Annotated in this window: 12 protein-coding genes and 1 pseudogene; 9 read left to right on the top strand and 4 right to left on the bottom strand. The window is 70.0% G+C overall.

The window, feature by feature from the left end; genetic code table 11:
- Window positions 1-213 precede the first annotated feature (213 nt).
- Window positions 214-804 (top strand): hypothetical protein, encoded by a 591-nt coding sequence (locus QF032_RS38035; RefSeq protein WP_307059671.1) that lies wholly within the window; start codon window positions 214-216, stop codon window positions 802-804.
- A gap of 74 nt (window positions 805-878) precedes the next feature.
- Here the strand turns inward: QF032_RS38035 and QF032_RS38040 are convergent, their stop codons facing one another.
- Both QF032_RS38040 and QF032_RS38045 read right to left on the bottom strand, forming a co-directional pair.
- Window positions 879-1,895, bottom strand: coding sequence for an aminotransferase class I/II-fold pyridoxal phosphate-dependent enzyme (locus QF032_RS38040; protein ID WP_307059673.1), 1,017 nt, complete (start codon window positions 1,893-1,895; stop codon window positions 879-881).
- Window positions 1,892-3,232: a radical SAM protein gene (locus tag QF032_RS38045; protein ID WP_307059676.1), complete on the bottom strand. Its 1,341-nt coding sequence runs from the start codon at window positions 3,230-3,232 to the stop codon at window positions 1,892-1,894. The genes QF032_RS38040 and QF032_RS38045 overlap by 4 nt, the downstream gene beginning before the upstream one ends.
- A gap of 364 nt (window positions 3,233-3,596) precedes the next feature.
- Between QF032_RS38045 and QF032_RS38050 the strand changes: the two genes are divergently transcribed.
- The 5 genes and pseudogenes from QF032_RS38050 (at window position 3,597) to QF032_RS38070 (ending at window position 9,918) form a co-directional block, all read left to right on the top strand.
- Window positions 3,597-5,912 (top strand): FdhF/YdeP family oxidoreductase, encoded by a 2,316-nt coding sequence (locus tag QF032_RS38050; protein ID WP_307059678.1) that lies wholly within the window; start codon window positions 3,597-3,599, stop codon window positions 5,910-5,912.
- A gap of 93 nt (window positions 5,913-6,005) precedes the next feature.
- Window positions 6,006-6,848, top strand: a pseudogene (locus QF032_RS38055) (BCCT family transporter); the annotation flags it as partial.
- A gap of 287 nt (window positions 6,849-7,135) precedes the next feature.
- Window positions 7,136-7,498, top strand: a complete 363-nt coding sequence (locus QF032_RS38060; RefSeq protein WP_306955717.1) for a bifunctional 3-phenylpropionate/cinnamic acid dioxygenase ferredoxin subunit — start codon at window positions 7,136-7,138, stop codon at window positions 7,496-7,498.
- Window positions 7,495-8,658, top strand: a complete 1,164-nt coding sequence (locus QF032_RS38065; protein WP_307049164.1) for an NAD(P)/FAD-dependent oxidoreductase — start codon at window positions 7,495-7,497, stop codon at window positions 8,656-8,658. The genes QF032_RS38060 and QF032_RS38065 overlap by 4 nt, the downstream gene beginning before the upstream one ends.
- A 129-nt stretch (window positions 8,659-8,787) precedes the next feature.
- On the top strand, window positions 8,788-9,918 hold the full coding sequence (locus QF032_RS38070; protein ID WP_307049166.1) for an aromatic ring-hydroxylating oxygenase subunit alpha: 1,131 nt from the start codon (window positions 8,788-8,790) through the stop codon (window positions 9,916-9,918).
- Window position 9,919: 1 nt separating this feature from the next.
- Here the strand turns inward: QF032_RS38070 and QF032_RS38075 are convergent, their stop codons facing one another.
- Window positions 9,920-10,666: an IclR family transcriptional regulator gene (locus QF032_RS38075; RefSeq protein ID WP_307050520.1), complete on the bottom strand. Its 747-nt coding sequence runs from the start codon at window positions 10,664-10,666 to the stop codon at window positions 9,920-9,922.
- Window positions 10,667-10,866: 200 nt separating this feature from the next.
- Between QF032_RS38075 and betA the strand changes: the two genes are divergently transcribed.
- Complete coding sequence (gene betA, locus QF032_RS38080) at window positions 10,867-12,537, top strand: choline dehydrogenase (protein WP_307049168.1); 1,671 nt, start codon at window positions 10,867-10,869, stop codon at window positions 12,535-12,537.
- A 3-nt stretch (window positions 12,538-12,540) separates the two neighbouring features.
- Window positions 12,541-13,377, top strand: a complete 837-nt coding sequence (locus QF032_RS38085; RefSeq protein ID WP_307049170.1) for a 5,10-methylenetetrahydrofolate reductase — start codon at window positions 12,541-12,543, stop codon at window positions 13,375-13,377.
- An 89-nt stretch (window positions 13,378-13,466) separates the two neighbouring features.
- Here the strand turns inward: QF032_RS38085 and purU are convergent, their stop codons facing one another.
- Complete coding sequence (gene purU, locus QF032_RS38090) at window positions 13,467-14,339, bottom strand: formyltetrahydrofolate deformylase (RefSeq protein ID WP_307049172.1); 873 nt, start codon at window positions 14,337-14,339, stop codon at window positions 13,467-13,469.
- A 218-nt stretch (window positions 14,340-14,557) separates the two neighbouring features.
- On the opposite strand from purU, the gene QF032_RS38095 reads away from it, so the two are divergent.
- Window positions 14,558-16,027 (top strand): aldehyde dehydrogenase family protein, encoded by a 1,470-nt coding sequence (locus QF032_RS38095; RefSeq protein ID WP_307049174.1) that lies wholly within the window; start codon window positions 14,558-14,560, stop codon window positions 16,025-16,027.
- The last annotated feature ends 10 nt before the right edge of the window (window positions 16,028-16,037 follow it).

The raw sequence follows: 16,037 nt of genomic DNA on the forward strand, positions 1-16,037 counted from the left end.
GATCCACAATCCACTACGCAGAGAGTCCAGTGGGCCCATCAGCATCGGCGGCATCGCGATCTGGATCTGTGCACGGGCACGTTCGCCGTCGCCCGCCAGGAGGCACCGCACCAGGGCGTCATTGTCGTCGGGGCCCGTTGACGGCTTACCGGTAGCAGCGCTGGGGACGAAATCCACGGGAGCATCCACGCCGCGGTGTGCGAGGGTAGGCGGGTGGGCAATTCACGGGCCTACCCGGTCTTTCGTACTGGGGCCGCCGTCGAGGCATGGACGCAGGCACTGCGCCTGAACGCACTGCTGGAGGTGCACGACGACGAGGTGACCCTGATGGCCGACCTGATGACCGTCGAGGACGCGCGGAGGATGGCGGCGGTGCTGCCTCGGGCCGAGTTCAACCACGCCAGAGCCCAGGTGGACCCGGCTGCACCCGAGATCGTGCACTTCGGCTCGGACATCGCCACGACGGAGGACGCCCTGCTGGAGCCTGAGCTGCCCCTCTCCGTCCTGCACTACGTCCCACCGGGCACCGTGGAAGACGAGTTCGTCAGGGCGCTGGGACGAGGCATCGCCTCGATCGGCCTGTCCGGCAGGTGGCCGGACGACGCGGAGACGGACTCGGGTGGCGTCGCCGCGTACGACGGCGTGGAGGTCGTCTTCAACGGCGACAACGTCAACTGGTCGAGGCCGGCCGACCATCACACGGTTTTCGTCCACGTCGACAAGTGGGGCGACCTTCCGCGCGCCGAGAAACTCGCCGCGTTCCTCGGCGGGACCGTACTGGGGGATGCCCAACACGGCTGGTGAAGGGCCCGGCTCGTGCAGTGACCGTGCAGGTACACCGGGCCGGGTCTTCGTATACGGCCAGGTCCTTCAGCGGTTCATCGTGCCGCCGTCGGCGTCGGGCCGAAGGCGTCGGCGAGGCTGGTGAGGATGGAGCCGGGCCAGTTGGTGTCCCCGAACACGCTGATCGGTACGGCGAGCACGCCGTATTGGCGCCGGAGCGTCCCGGCGGGGATTTCCACCGGGAAGAAGTAGTTGCCGGGGCACGTCCGGCTCGCCGTGGGAATGGCCCCGAGCACATCGTCCGGCAACCGTTCGAACAGCCGCTCGGCCCGTGCGGCGAGTTCGTCGACGACCTTCCGGGGCAAGTCGCCGTGTCCGGTCAGCAGACGGTGGGCCAGGTGCAGCTGTGCCGACGTGGGCGGATCCGCCCGGAAGGCTTCGGCCCATTCGCCTTGCGCCGGACTCAGCAGAACCACGCCGAAGGTGCGCGGCCACAGCCACCCCTTGGTGACCGAATGCAACAGGACCGCACGGCCGGTGTCCAGCAGTCGCCGCGTGCCGGCTGCGAACGGGGTTCCCAGGTCGTAGACGCTGTCGATGAGCAGGCCGCGGCGCGGTGACTCCCGCAGCCACGCCATCACCGCCTCGCACTCGGCGTCGGACAGGTACCGGCCGAGGGGTTTGCTGGGGTTGGCGAGCAGCAGGTATTCGGGCCGGCTGTCCGCCGGCGATCCCGGCAGGGCCGGCGCCGGCAGCGTGGGGTAGGACGCGGGCTCCAGGCCTGCGGCGCGAGCCAGTTCGAAGTAGACCGGGTACACGTCGCTCGGCAGCCACAACCGGGCTTGCTCGACGCGCAGCCGGTGGAACACCACACCGAGCCCGTGCCGGACCCCTCGACAGACCATGGCGTGGCCGGACCACTCCTGCGGCAGCTCGAAGCGCCGCAGCCAGGCGCGGGCGAGATCGCAACGGTGCACCGTGGCCATGTCGGCCGGAGGTTCGGGCCGCATCGGAGCAAGCGCCCGGTACACGTTGGTCTCGCCGGCGTCGAGAAGCGACGAGGAGGCACGCAGTTGGCGCTGCCGGAATCCCTGGAACTCGTCGAACCTCATGCCGTCGCGCCTTCCCGCAGGATCTCGCTGGCGCGGTCTTCCAGGGAGGCGTAGCAGCGTCCGTCGGCCATGACGTTCCAGCTGCGCGCGATCCCGCTGGTGCGTTCCCAGAGCAGGCTGGGCTCGGTATAGGCGGCAATCCGCATCGGCCGTCCGGCCCAGCTGCCGTGGTAGACCGGCGCGCCCCAGGGCAGGCGGCTCGCCAGTTCGAAGCCGTGCCGCTCGGCGAACCGGGTGACGAGGGACAGCGAAACCTGGTGCTGTCGGCTCCAGACGTTGGCGGCGAGGTCGAAGTAGAGCGACTCGGTGCTGGTGGATACGTAGAGCTCCTTGAAGCAGACCTCCTCGACACCGAGAGCCGCGGCCCACGACAGGTAGTCGGCGACCTCGGCCGCGTCGGAGACACCGCCGTGCTGGAGTACGCAGATCAACCTCATCCGCAGCCCGGGCCAGCGCTCGCGTTCCTCGCGCCAGGTGTCGACGACGGAGCTCACCGGCGTGCGCAGCATCATCAGCCGCTCGCTGACGGCGTCGTCCTGATGGTGCCGGGAGACCGCCAGCACGCTCAGGCCCGCGGCGCTGAGGGCTGCGAGGCGGTCGGCCCGGTCGGCGTGCCGGCCCTTCGCCAGCGTGTGCGCGTTGGTGATCAGGACGACCTTCGGGAAGGCCGCCGAGCAGGCGGACACCAGTCGAAGCTGCTGTTCGAAGGGTATGAGGGTCGGCTCCCCGCCGCCGGTGATCACTGCACGCTCGGCACCCGCCGCGCGGGCGCGCTCCAGCCAGTGGGCGACCGCGTCCCACGGGACCCGTGCCGGCGCTTGGTCGCTGGAGATCGACGCTGAGGAGAAGCAGAACGAGCACCGGGCCTGGCAGGCGGAGGCGACCGGCAGAAGCGACACCGAGCGCGGTCGCGTGTCGGCGTAGTGACGCAGTGCCGATCCGTGCAGGTGCAGGGAGGCCGCCGTCGCGTCCTCGACGGTTGTCGGGCGCAGAGTGAACTCGTCGCCCACGCGGTCGAGTTCGTGGACCGCCGACAACCGGATGCGCGCCTCGTGCAGTTCCGTGCCGAGGCCGGTCGACACGTTGGGCACCAGCTTGTCGGGGTCCACCGTGGTTTCCAGCACCAGCAGCCGATCGCCCGGAATGGCCAGGCGGTCCAGCAGGCGTCGTGCCTTGCCGATGCCGATTCCCAGCTCCGCCCGGGTCAGCAGGTGGAACCGGTCGGGATACGTGCTCTCCGGAATCCCCGCCTTTCCGTACGCGTACGCGTACTTGTCGAAGCCCCTCGCGAAGTTCGACAGCACGATGACGTGGAAGCGCTGGTCGCCATGGTTCACCCCGTCATCATGCATGAACGTCGGCACGCCCCCACACCCCCCGCGCACCCCCGCACCCCTGCGCATCCCCCACGCACCCGCGTACACCCCTACGCATACCCACGCACCCCCGCACCGTGTCGACCACGTGGATCCGGCGACGGGGCGGTTCCAAGGCACCCCCGCACCGTGTCGACCACGTGGATCCGGCGACGCGGCGGTCTTGACAGGAGATCGGGATGACGCTTTCTTGGTGTCGTTGCATATAGCGGCACTGTTGTGTAGTGCACAACTTCCTGCCGTCCTGTGACGGCCCCGCACGAGAGCCGGGACACCCGGCGACGGAACGGCCCTGATTCCCCTACAACCCGGAGCGGCGCCTCAGATGACTCGCAACGCACCTGTCGACGACCCCGGAGACGCCCGGCTGCGGGTCGGCCCTCCGAAGGAGTACGCCGCGGGCATCCCCGCGGTCACCTCCTCGCTCCGGCACGCCGGCGAGCAGATGGGAGCCCGCCGGGGACTGCTCACCCTCCTCCGGGTCAATCAGAAGGAGGGTTTCGACTGCCCGGGCTGCGCCTGGCCCGAGCCGGAGCACCGGCACCGCGCGGAATTCTGCGAGAACGGCGCCAAGGCGGTGGCCGAGGAGGCCACCGTGCGCCGGGTCACCCCGGACTTCTTCGCCGGGCACACCCTGGAGGACCTGCTTCCCGCCAGTGACTACTGGCTCGGCCAGCAGGGCCGGCTGACCCACCCCATGTACCGCAGGGCCGGCGACGACCGCTACCGGCCGATCTCCTGGGACGACGCCTTCGCCGTGATCGCCCGCGAACTCGCCGCCCTCGACCACCCCGGCCAGGCCGCCTTCTACACCTCCGGCAGGGCGAGCAACGAGGCCGCGTTCCTGTACCAGTTGTTCGTCCGGATGCTCGGCACCAACAACCTGCCGGACTGCTCCAACATGTGCCACGAGTCCAGCGGTTCGGCGCTGACGGAGACCATAGGGATCGGCAAGGGAAGCGTCACCCTGGACGATCTCCACGACGCCGACCTCATCCTCGTGGTCGGTCAGAACCCCGGCACCAACCACCCCCGGATGCTGTCCTCACTGGAGACCGCCAAGCGCCGGGGCGCGCGGATCATCGCGGTCAACCCGCTGCCCGAGGCGGGGCTGCTGCGGTTCAAGAACCCCCAGCGGCCGTCCGGCGTCCTCGGCGGCGGCACCCGCCTGGCCGACCAGTTCCTCCAGATCAGACTGGGTGGGGACCAGGCGCTGTTCCAGGCCTTCAACCGCATGCTGCTGGAGACGGAGGACGAGAACCCAGGCTCCTGTCTGGACACGCCCTTCATCGACCGGTACACACACGGCTTCCAGGAGTTCGCCGAGCACGCCCGCAGGGTGTCGTGGGACGAGATCCTTACGGCCACCGGCCTGCCCGAAGAGGAGATCCGGGCCGCGTTCCGCGAGGTGCTGGACGCCGAGAAGATCGTCGTCTGCTGGGCGATGGGCCTGACCCAGCACAAGCACTCCGTCCCCACCATCCGGGACGTCGTCAACTTCCTCCTGCTGCGCGGCAACATCGGCCGCCCGGGTGCCGGGCTCTGCCCGGTGCGCGGCCACTCCAACGTGCAGGGCGACCGCACCATGGGCATCTACGAGAAACCGGACGGCGCGTTCCTGGACGCACTCGGCGCCGAGTTCGCGTTCACGCCCCCGAGGCGCCACGGCCACGACGCGGTCGAGAGCATCCGTGCCATGCGCGACGGCGACGTACGGGTCTTCGTCGCCCTCGGCGGCAACTTCGTCGCCGCCGCCCCCGACACCGACCTCACCGAGCGGGCGTTGCGCAACTGCCGCCTCACCGTGCAGATCTCCACCAAGCTCAACCGCTCGCACGTCGTCGCCGGGGAACAGGCGCTCATCCTCCCGTGCCTCGGCCGGACCGAGGCCGACCTGCGGCCCGCCGGGCCCCAACTGGTCACCGTCGAGGACTCCATGGGCATGGTGCACCTCTCCCGGGGGCGACTCGCCCCCGCGTCCGAGCACCTGTTGAGCGAGGTCGCGATCATCTGCCGCACGGCACGGGCCGCGCTCGGGGAAGCGGGCTCCCACGTGCCCTGGGAGGAGTTCGAGGAGGACTACGACCGTATTCGCGACCGCATCGCCCGCGTGGTCCCCGGCTTCCAGGACTTCAACCAGCGGGTGCGAGGGCAGGGCGGCTTCGCGCTGCCCCACCCGCCGCGCGACGAACGCCGGTTCACCACCGCCACGGGGCTGGCCAACTTCACCGCCAACCCGCTGCAACGGCCCCATGTACCGCCGGGCCGGCTGCTGCTCCAGACGCTCCGCTCCCACGACCAGTACAACACCACCGTCTACGGCCTGGACGATCGCTACCGCGGCATCCACCAGGGACGCCGCGTCCTCTTCGTGCACCCCGACGACCTCGCCGACCGGGGCCTGGCCGACGGCGACCTCGTCGACATCGTCAGCGAGTACGACGACGGGGTGGAACGCAGGGCGCCGGCCTTCCGCGTGGTGCCCTACCCGACGCCCCGCGACTGCTGCGCCGCCTACTTCCCCGAGACCAACGTCCTGGTCCCCCTGGACTCCACGGCGGCGATCAGCAACACCCCCACCTCGAAGTCGATCGTCGTGCGCCTGGAACCGGCCCCCGTCGACCCGCCCACCGGGACCTGAGGGCCGACGAGGAGAACAGGACGCCTCCTCGTCGACCCGTCTGAAGGCCCGCCGACTGCTCGCGGTGGCGTCCGCGGGCGTCGGGCGCCGCACATCCTCGACCTGCTGCCCACCTCCGTCGGCGCCTTCCTCGGCGACCTCGCCCAGATGGCGGGCCGTACCGAGGCGTCGAGCGGCAGGGGTGTCGCCGACTGGCTGGCGAGCTGGACGGTCTTCTACTGGGGGTGGTGGATCCCCTGGACGCCCTTCGTCGGCATGTTCATCGCGCGGATCAGCCGCGGCCGTATCATCCGGCAGTTCGTCGGGGGCGTCATCCTGGTCCCCAGCAGTGTCAGCCTGCTCTGGTTCGCCGTCTTCGGCGGTTCGGCGATGCACCTCCAGGAGTCCGGTCGCCTCAACGACGCCGCGACCGCCCAGGGCCAGCTCTTCGACATCCTCCAGCAGTACCCCGTGGCCACGGTGACGAGCATCGTCGTGATGGTGCTCGTCGGCATCTTCTTCGTCTCCGGCGCGGACGCCGCCTCCATCGTGATGGGGACGCTCTCGCAGCGGGGCTCCCTGGAACCCTCCCGGGGTGTCGTGGTGTTCTGGGGTGTGCTGACCGGGGCTGTCGCCGCCGTCATGCTGCTCATCGGCGGAGGCAAGGGCGACGCGCTCACGGGGCTGCAGAACCTCACCATCCTCGCGGCGGCCCCCTTCACCCTCGTGGTGATCGGGTTGTGCGTCGCGCTCAACCGGGACCTGCGTCACGATCCGCTGATCATCCGCGGACGCATGGGCGAGGAGGCCGTCGAGACGGCCGTCATCGCCGGCCACGAGAAATACGACGGGGACTTCGAGCCCCGCATCGGCCCCGCCACGTCCACGGCCGGCGAGGAGAGTGCAGGGCCCACGCAGGCCGGGGAGTCCTCGCAGTCCGTCTCCTCCGCCGTCTGAGACCGCCGGACCCGCCGCCCGGCGGGGTCGTGGCACCGCCCGGTGCGGCCACGGGCCCGCCGGGCCTTCGCGTCCGCCTCCGGGATCATGCGCCCGCCCTCGCCCCGCGGTTGCCGCGAGCCGACGAGGCGGGCTTCTTCAGTTGTTCTATGTGAGGTGAGTTGTGGATGTCGCAACGCCTTGCGGGGTGCGAAGGGGCTTCTGAATGCCTTGACAAGGGTTCTGGGCGACTCCAGACTGATGTTGCGCTTACCGCAAACCGTTTCGTTATACGCACCCGAGGTGTCATGATGATTCCCGCGTGCCGTCTCGCGGATCTCCCGCGAGGTGAGGCCTTCCGGCTCGACGCCGACCCGCCGGTCTCGGTGTTCCACACCGACGACGGCGAGGTCTTCGCCATCGACGACACCTGTACCCACCAGGACGCCTCGCTCGCCGACGGCTGGCTGGAGGGCTGCGAGGTGGAATGCCCGCTGCATGCCTCCAAGTTCGACCTGCGCACCGGCGCGGTGGACTCCCCGCCGGCGAAGCTGCCGGTCCGGACGCACGAGGTCGTCGTCGAGGACGGCATGATCTACGTGCGGCTCTCCACGGAGGCGCCCAACCTGCCGCCCTGCATCTCGGCCCGCCTCGCCGGTGGTCCCGCGTGAGGACCGTCGCCGTGGTCGGCGCCTCCCTCGCCGGGCTGTCGGCGGCACGCTCGCTGCGCAAGCAGGGCTTCGACGGACGCCTGGTCGTCATCGGGGACGAGCCGCACCGCCCCTACGACAGGCCCCCGCTGTCCAAGGAGTTCCTGTCCGGCACCCTCGGCGAGGCCGAACTCGCCCTGGAGGCGGAGGGTGAGGACCTGGCGGCGGAGTGGCTGCTCGGCGCCCGCGCCACCGGCCTCGACCACACCGCGCGCTCCGTCCGCCTCGCCCACGGACCTGAGGTGCGCGCCGACGGCTTCGTCATCGCCACCGGCGCCGTGGCGCGCGCCCTGCCGGGCTCCGCGGGCCTCGCCGGAGTGCACACCCTGCGCACCCTGGACGACGCCCGCGCCCTACGGGACGAACTGGCCGGCGGCGGACGCCTGGTGGTGATCGGCGGCGGTTTCATCGGCGCCGAGGTCGCCTCCACCGCGTACGCCCTCGGTCTCGACGTGACCGTCGTGGAAGCGGCCCCGACCCCGCTCGCCGGGCCGCTCGGCGCCACCATGGGCGCCGTCGTCTCCGGCCTGCACACCGACCACGGTGTGCGGCTGTTGTGCGGCGTGGGCGTCAAGGGACTGAGCGGGGAGCGCCGAGTGGACGCCGTCCTGCTGGAGGACGGCCGAAGCGTCCCCGCCGACATCGTCGTCGTCGGGGTCGGGGCCCTCCCGTGCGTCGAGTGGCTGGAGGGTTCCGGCATCGTCCTCGACAACGGCGTGAAGTGCGGTGCGGACGGCCGGACCAGCCTGGCCGGCGTGGTCGCGGTCGGCGACTGTGCCAACTGGTACGACCCCCGGGCCGGCCACCACCGCCGCGTGGAGCACTGGACCGGCGCGCGCGAGCGCCCGGAGGCCGCCGTCGCCACCCTGCTGGCAGGGGGTGCGGTGGAGCCCGGTGTGCCCCGGCCGCCGTACTTCTGGTCGGACCAGTACGGCGTCCGCATCCAGTTCGCCGGCCACGCGGCCGAGGCCGACAGCATCACCGTCGAGGCGGGCGCGGCGGACGACCGCGACGTCCTCGCCGTCTACCGGCGCGACGGCCGGCCGGTCGCCGTGCTCGGGATGAACCAGCCGCGGCTGTTCATGCGGGCGCGCAAGCAGCTGGCCGCCGGCACGTCTTGACAGCATCCCCGCGTCACCCCATGCTGCGGTTGCCCACAGCGCGCAGCGTTGCTCCATGTACAACGCCGTCCGGAGTCGTCCTCCCGGCGTCCGAATGACCCCTCCGCGACGTTCACCGAGGAGTGACCCGTGACCTCGACCAGCCTGCCCGACAGCCTGATCGCCACTCTTCCCGGCTCCTCCTACACCGATCCCGGGGTCTTCGCCCAGGAGCAGGAGCGCATCTTCGAGACCATGTGGTTCTGCGTCGCCCGGGCTTCCGAGCTGGCGAAGCCGGGTGCGTTCCGCACCGTCGACGTCGGCCGCGAGAGCATCCTGGTCACCCGGGCCCGGGACCACTCGATCCGCGCGTACTTCAACGTCTGCCGGCACCGCGGGGCCAAGCTCTGCACCGAGGAGTCCGGCGAGGTCAAGCGGGCCTTCCAGTGTCCCTACCACGCCTGGACGTACGGCCTGGACGGCAAGCTGGTCGCCGCACCGAACCTGACCAAGATGCCCGACGTCGGCCGCACCGAGTACGGCCTGGTGAGTGTCGCCGTGCGGGAATGGCTCGGCTATGTCTGGGTGTGCCTCGCGGAGAACCCGCCGTCCTTCGAGGAGGACGTCATCGGTGAGGTCGTGGCCCGCCTGGGCGACGTAGAGTCGATCGAGCGGTACGACATCGACAACCTGTCCGTCGGGCGTCGGATCACCTATGACGTGAAGGCGAACTGGAAGCTCATCATCGAGAACTTCATGGAGTGCTACCACTGCGCCACGATCCACCCGGAACTGACCGAGGTGCTGCCGGAGTTCGCGGACGGGTACGCCGCGCAGTACTACGTGGGGCACGGCGCGGAGTTCGGTGAGGAGGTGCGGGGGTTCACGGTGGACGGCTCCGAGGGCCTGGACCGCATCCCGGGTGTCGCCGAGGACCAGGACCGCCGTTACTACGCGATCACCGTGCGGCCGCAGGTGTTCATCAACCTCGTCCCCGACCACGTGATCTTCCACCGCATGTACCCGATGGCGGCCGACCGCACGGTCGTCGAGTGCGACTGGCTGTACCTCCCGCACGTCGTCGAGAGCGGCAAGGACGTCAGCCGGTCCGTGGAGCTCTTCGACCGGGTCAACCGGCAGGACTTCGACGCCTGTGAGCGCACCCAGCCCGGCATGAGCTCACGGCTGTACGCCAAGGGCGGTGTGCTGGTGCCCAGCGAGCACCACATAGGCGCCTTCCACGACTGGGTGAACGAGCGCCTCGGCACTCCTCAGGGGTGAATCAGCCCAGGAAGCCCATGCGGTGGCTGATCTCGGCGGCGCCCTTGACCAGCACCGGGGACAGTTCGTGCAGACGCTGCTCGGTGAGCCGGTAGGAGGGCCCGGAGGCGCTGACGGCGGCGATGACCTCGCCGTCGCGGTTGCGCACCGGCGCGGCCATGGCGTGCAGGCCGATCTCCAGCTCCTCCAGGGTGAAGGCGTAACCCTGCTCCCGAGCGGTGACGAGGTGCTTCTCGAGCTTCGTCTTCGCGGTGATGGTGTGCGGGGTGACCTTCTTCATGCCCGCGGTCGTCAGCAGCGTGGCGCGCTCCTTCGCCGACAGGTGGGCCAGCAGGATCTTGCCGCTCGAGGTGGCGTGCAGGGGAGTCAACTGGCCCACCCAGTTGTGCGCGGTGACCGCCCCCGGTCCACGCACCTGGTACAGGTTGATCGCGTACTGCTCCTGCATCACGGCGATGTTGACGGTCTCGCCGATCTCCTCGGCCAGCCGCTCGCACACGGGACGGCTCTGCTGCGTGATGTCGATACGGCCCGTGACCGCGCCGGCCAGGCGCACGATGCCGAAACCGAGCCGGTACTTGCCGCGTTCCCCGGCCTGCTCGACCAGGCCGCGCGCTTCCAGGGCCCCGAGGAGACGGAAGGCCGTCGACTTGTGCACCTCGATCTCGGCCGCCACCTCGCTGACACCGGCTTCGCCGCGCTGCGCGAGAATCTCCAGGACGCTGATGGCGCGGTCGACCGACTGCACCCCGCCCGCTGGTGCGTTCGACGTTTCTGTGTCAAGGCTGTAGTTGCTCACAGTGCAACTATACGCGCAGTAAACAACGCGATTGCAAGTAACCGTCCTGAGGCGAAGTTCCCCAAGTTGCGTCGTTCGCAACCTGGTGCGTATAGCGCGACCGGTCTAGCATGCCACGCATATCTACGGCGCGAGTGAGACGAGGCACCATGGCTCCTGTGCAGTACGACTTCGTGATCGTCGGTGGTGGATCCGCGGGCAGTGCACTGGCAAACAGGCTGTCCGCCGACCCGGCGAACCGAGTTCTGGTCCTGGAAGCGGGCCGGTCGGACTTCCCGTGGGACGTCTTCATCCACATGCCGGCTGCGCTGACCTATCCGATCGGCAGCCGGTTCTACGACTGGAAGTACGAGTCCGAGCCCGAGCCCCACATGGGCGGGCGGCGTGTCTACCACGCGCGCGGCAAGGTGCTGGGCGGCTCCAGCAGCATCAACGGCATGATCTTCCAGCGCGGCAACCCCATGGACTACGAGCGCTGGGCCGCCGACCCCGGGATGGAGACCTGGGACTACGCGCACTGCCTGCCCTACTTCCGGCGCATGGAGAACTGCCTCGCGGCCGACCCCGACGACGAGTTCCGGGGCCACGACGGCCCCCTCGTCCTGGAGCGCGGCCCCGCCTCCAACCCGCTCTTCGGCGCCTTCCTCAAGGCCACCGAGGAAGCCGGCTACGCCCCCACGGACGACGTCAACGGCTACCGCCAGGAGGGCTTCGCCAAGTTCGACCGCAACGTCCACCGCGGACGCCGGCTCTCGGCCTCGAAGGCGTATCTGAAGCCCGTCCGGAAGCGGCCCAACCTCACGGTCACCACCCGTGCTCTCGTCACCCGTGTCCTCTTCGAGGGCAAGAAGGCGGTCGGCGTCGAGTACCGGCGCGGCAAGGGCGCCGCGAAGCAGGTCCGCGCCAAGGAGGTCATCCTCTGCGGCGGCGCGATCAACTCGCCTCAGCTGCTCCAGCTCTCCGGCGTCGGCAACGCCGAGGAACTCAGGGCGCTCGGCATCGACGTCGTCCACGACCTCCCGGGCGTCGGCGAGAACATGCAGGACCACCTGGAGGTCTACATCCAGTACGCATGTGAGAAGCCCGTCTCCATGCAGCCCTACCTGGCGAAGTGGCGGGCGCCCTTCATCGGGCTCCAGTGGCTGTTCCGCAAGGGCCCGGCCGCCACCAACCACTTCGAGGCCGGCGGGTTCGCCCGCAGCAACGAGGACGTGGACTACCCCAATCTGATGTTCCACTTCCTGCCGATCGCGGTCCGTTACGACGGCTCCGTGCCGGCCGGCGGCCACGGCTATCAGGTGCACGTGGGACCCATGTACTCCGACGCCATCGGCTCGGTGAAGATCAAGAGCAGGGACCCGAGGGAGCACCCCGCCCTGCGCTTCAACTACCTCTCCACCGAGCAGGACCGCCGCGAGTGGGTCGAGGCGATCCGGGTGGCCCGCCAGCTCCTCAACCAGCCCGCGCTCGCCCCGTACAACGGCGGGGAGATCTCCCCCGGACCGTCCGTCGAGTCGGACGAGGAGATCCTCGCCTGGGTCGCCAAGGACGGCGAGACCGCTCTGCACCCCTCCTGCACCTGCAAGATGGGCACCGACGAGATGTCCGTCGTGGACCCCACCAGCATGCGCGTGCACGGCGTGGAGGGCCTGCGGGTGGTTGACGCCTCGGTCATGCCGTACGTCACCAACGGCAACATCTACGCCCCTGTCATGATGATCGCCGAGAAGGCCGCCGACCTCATCCTCGGCAAGAAGCCGGCGGCGCCGTCGAAGGCCGCGTACTACCGTCACCGCGACGCGCAGAAGCCGGCGGAGTAGACGTTGGCCGCCGCAGGGCTTCGCGCGCTGCTGAGGAGGGTCCGCTACGAGGTGCTGCCGGTGAGGACCACCGAGGAGAAGGTCCTCGCCCACGTTCCGCGTGACGTCGTCGTCACCGTGACGGCGTCACCGGTCAAGGGCCTGGAACCGACCCTCGACCTCGTCGGCCGGCTGGCCGCGCACGGGTACCGTACGGTCCCGCACGTCCCCGCCCGGCTCCTGCGGGACGACCTGCACCTGAAGGAGGTCGTGGACCGGCTGCGCGAGGCCGGGGTGGACGACGTGTTCGTCCCGGCGGGGGACGCCGACCCGCCGGCCGGTCCCTACGACGGGTCGCTGCCGGTGCTCCGCCGGCTCAGCGAGCTGGGCGGACCGTTCGCCCGCGTCGGGGTCACCGGTTATCCCGAGAGTCATCCGCTCATCCACGACGACGTCACCGTCCAGGCGATGTGGGACAAGCGCGAGCACGCCACGTACATCGTGAGCAACCTCTGCTTCGACCCGCGGGTGCTGGAGGAGTGGCTCGTTCGTATCAGGCGCCGGGACGTGACCCTGCCGGTCCACGTGGGCGTCGCGGGGCCCGTGCAGCGGGCGAAGCTGCTGGCCATGGCGACGAAGACGGGGGTGGGGGAGTCGGTCCGCTTCCTGACCCGGCACCCGTCGTGGTTCGCGCGCTTCGCCGCGCCCGGCGGCTACGCGCCGGAGAAGCTGCTCACCCGCACGCGGAACGCCCTCACCGACCCCGCGTCGGGGGTGGCGGGGCTGCACCTGTTCACCTTCAACCAGATCGCGGAGACGGAGCGGTGGCGGCGGGCCCTGCTGGACCGGCTGGAGGGCTGAGCACACCGCTCCCGCGCCGCTTCTCGCCGGACGCACAACGCCGGACGGGCTCTCGGCCCGTCCGGCGTTCGTGCACGGACGTGTGGCGCTCAGCGGAAGACGACCGTGCGGTTGCCCTCGACCATCACGCGGCTCTCGCTGTGCCACTTCACGGCGTGCGCGAGGACCTGGGCCTCCACGTCCCGTCCGACCGTGACGAGCTCGCCGGGGTCCAGCGAGTGGTCCACCCGGACGACGTCCTGCTCGATGATCTGGCCCTCGTCCAGGTCGGACGTCACGTAGTGGGCGGTCGCGCCGATGAGCTTCACCCCGCGGTCGTAGGCCTGCTCGTAGGGGCGGGCGCCCTTGAAGCTGGGCAGGAAGGAGTGGTGGATGTTGATGGCGCGGCCTTCGAGCTGCTTGCACAGGTCGTCGGAGAGGATCTGCATGTAGCGGGCCAGCACCACCAGGTCGACGTCCAGGTCGCGGACGAGCTCGAGCAGTCGTGCCTCGGCCTCGGCCTTGGTGTCCCGGGTCACCGGGACGTGGTGGAAGGGGATGTCGTACGTCTCCGCGAGCTTCGCGAACTCCCGGTGGTTGGACACGATCGCGGGGATCTCGATGTTGAGCGCGCCCGCCCGTTGGCGGAACAGCAGGTCGTTCAGGCAGTGGCCGAACTTGGACACCATGATCAGGGTCCGGGTCGGAGTGGAGGCGTCGCTGAGGGACCACGAGATGCCGTAGGCCTCGGCGACCGGCCCGAAGCGGTGGCGCAGCCCCTCCAGGTCGACGTTCGGGTCGGAGACGTCGAAGTGGACCCGCATGAAGAACCCGCCCTGGAGCCGGTCGTCGAACTGCTGGCTTTCCAGGATGTTGCCGGAGTTCCGGACGAGAAAGCCGCTCACGGCGTGGACCAGCCCTGCGCTGTCGGGGCAGGAAAGCGTTAGGACGAACTCACGGCCAGGTTGCGGGCGAGGGGACATGTGCGGCCTCCGTCGGTGCGTAATGCACAACATGGTGAGCGATACGCAACATGGTCGGCTCGGTGCCGCCTGCGGTCAAGAGTGGGCGGGTAAGTGGCCGCATGGCCAAATCGTCATACGGCAATGTCTTGACGTCCGTCTGGCCAGCCGACAGGGTGTTCCATCACAAGCAATCGGGTGCACGATGCGCAACGAATTTCAGTCGGAAGGCTCGGGGCGTGGCAGACCTGTATGTGGATGGTGAGTGGCGGGACGCGCTGGCGGGTGGGCGTCGGGACATCCGGTGTCCCGCTGACGGCACGCTCGCGGTGACGGTGTCGGAGGGTACGCGTCCCGATGCCGAGGCGGCGATCGCGGCCGCCCGGGAGGCCTTCGATGCCGGTCCCTGGCCGCACACGCCCGAGCGGGAGCGCGGTGCACTGCTGCTGCGCACCGCCGACATCGTCGAGCGGGATGCCAAGGTCTTCGCCCGGGCGGAGTCGCTGGACACCGGTAAGCGGGTGGTGGAGAGCGAGTACGACATCGCCGACGTCGTCTCCTGTTTCCGTTACTACGGCGGGATCGCGGGCACCGACGCGGGGCGGGTGATCGACACCGGCCGTGACGACGCCGTGAGCCGTGTCGTGTACGAGCCGGTCGGGGTGTGCGCGTTGATCACGCCGTGGAACTATCCGCTGCTGCAGGCGAGTTGGAAGGTCGCTCCGGCTCTCGCCGCGGGCAACACGGTCGTCCTGAAGCCCAGCGAGCTCACGCCCTCGACGTCGGTCCTGCTGATGAAGGCGCTGGAGGAGGCCGGGCTGCCGGCGGGGGCGGCGAACCTGGTGCTGGGCGCCGGCCCCGAGGTCGGCGCACCGCTCGGCGAGGACCCCCGTGTCGACATGGTCTCCTTCACCGGCGGCCTGGACACCGGCAGGCGCATCATGGCCTCGGCGGCGGCGACGGTGAAGAAGGTCGCGCTGGAGCTGGGCGGCAAGAACCCCAATGTCGTCTTCGCGGACGCCGACTTCGAGACGGCCGTGGACTTCGCCCTCACCGCGGTCTTCCTGCACTCGGGCCAGGTGTGCTCGGCGGGGGCCCGGCTGGTCGTCGAGGACCGCCTGCACGACCGTCTCGTCGACGAGATCGTCCGCCGGGCCCGGCTGATCCGTCTCGGCGGCCCCTTCGACCCGCGGGCCGAGACCGGGGCGCTGATCTCCGCGCGGCACCTGGAGAAGGTGGAGGCCTACGTCGCGGCGGGCCTGGCCGAGGGCGCGGTGCTGCGCTGCGGCGGGGAACGCCCGGGCGATCCGGCGCTGGCGGGTGGCCACTACTACCTGCCCACGGTGCTGGACGAGTGCCGGCAGGACATGCGCGTGGTGCGTGAGGAGTCCTTCGGGCCGGTGCTGACCGTGGAGCGTTTCACCGACGAGGACGACGCCGTGCGCATCGCCAACGACACCGAGTACGGGCTCGCCGGGGCGGTGTGGACGCAGGACGCCGGCAGGGCCCAGCGGGTCGCGCGGCGGCTGCGGCACGGCACGGTGTGGATCAACGACTACCACCCCTACGTGCCGCAAGCGGAATGGGGCGGTTTCGGGCATTCGGGTGTGGGCCGGGAGCTGGGACCGACCGGCCTGAACGAATACCGAGAGCCCAAGCACATCTGGCAGAACATCCAACCCCGGCCGCAGCGCTGGTTCAGCGGCTGAACGCCGAAAA

This window comes from Streptomyces achromogenes, from assembly GCF_030816715.1.
Taxonomy (GTDB): Bacteria; Actinomycetota; Actinomycetes; order Streptomycetales; family Streptomycetaceae; genus Streptomyces; species Streptomyces achromogenes_A.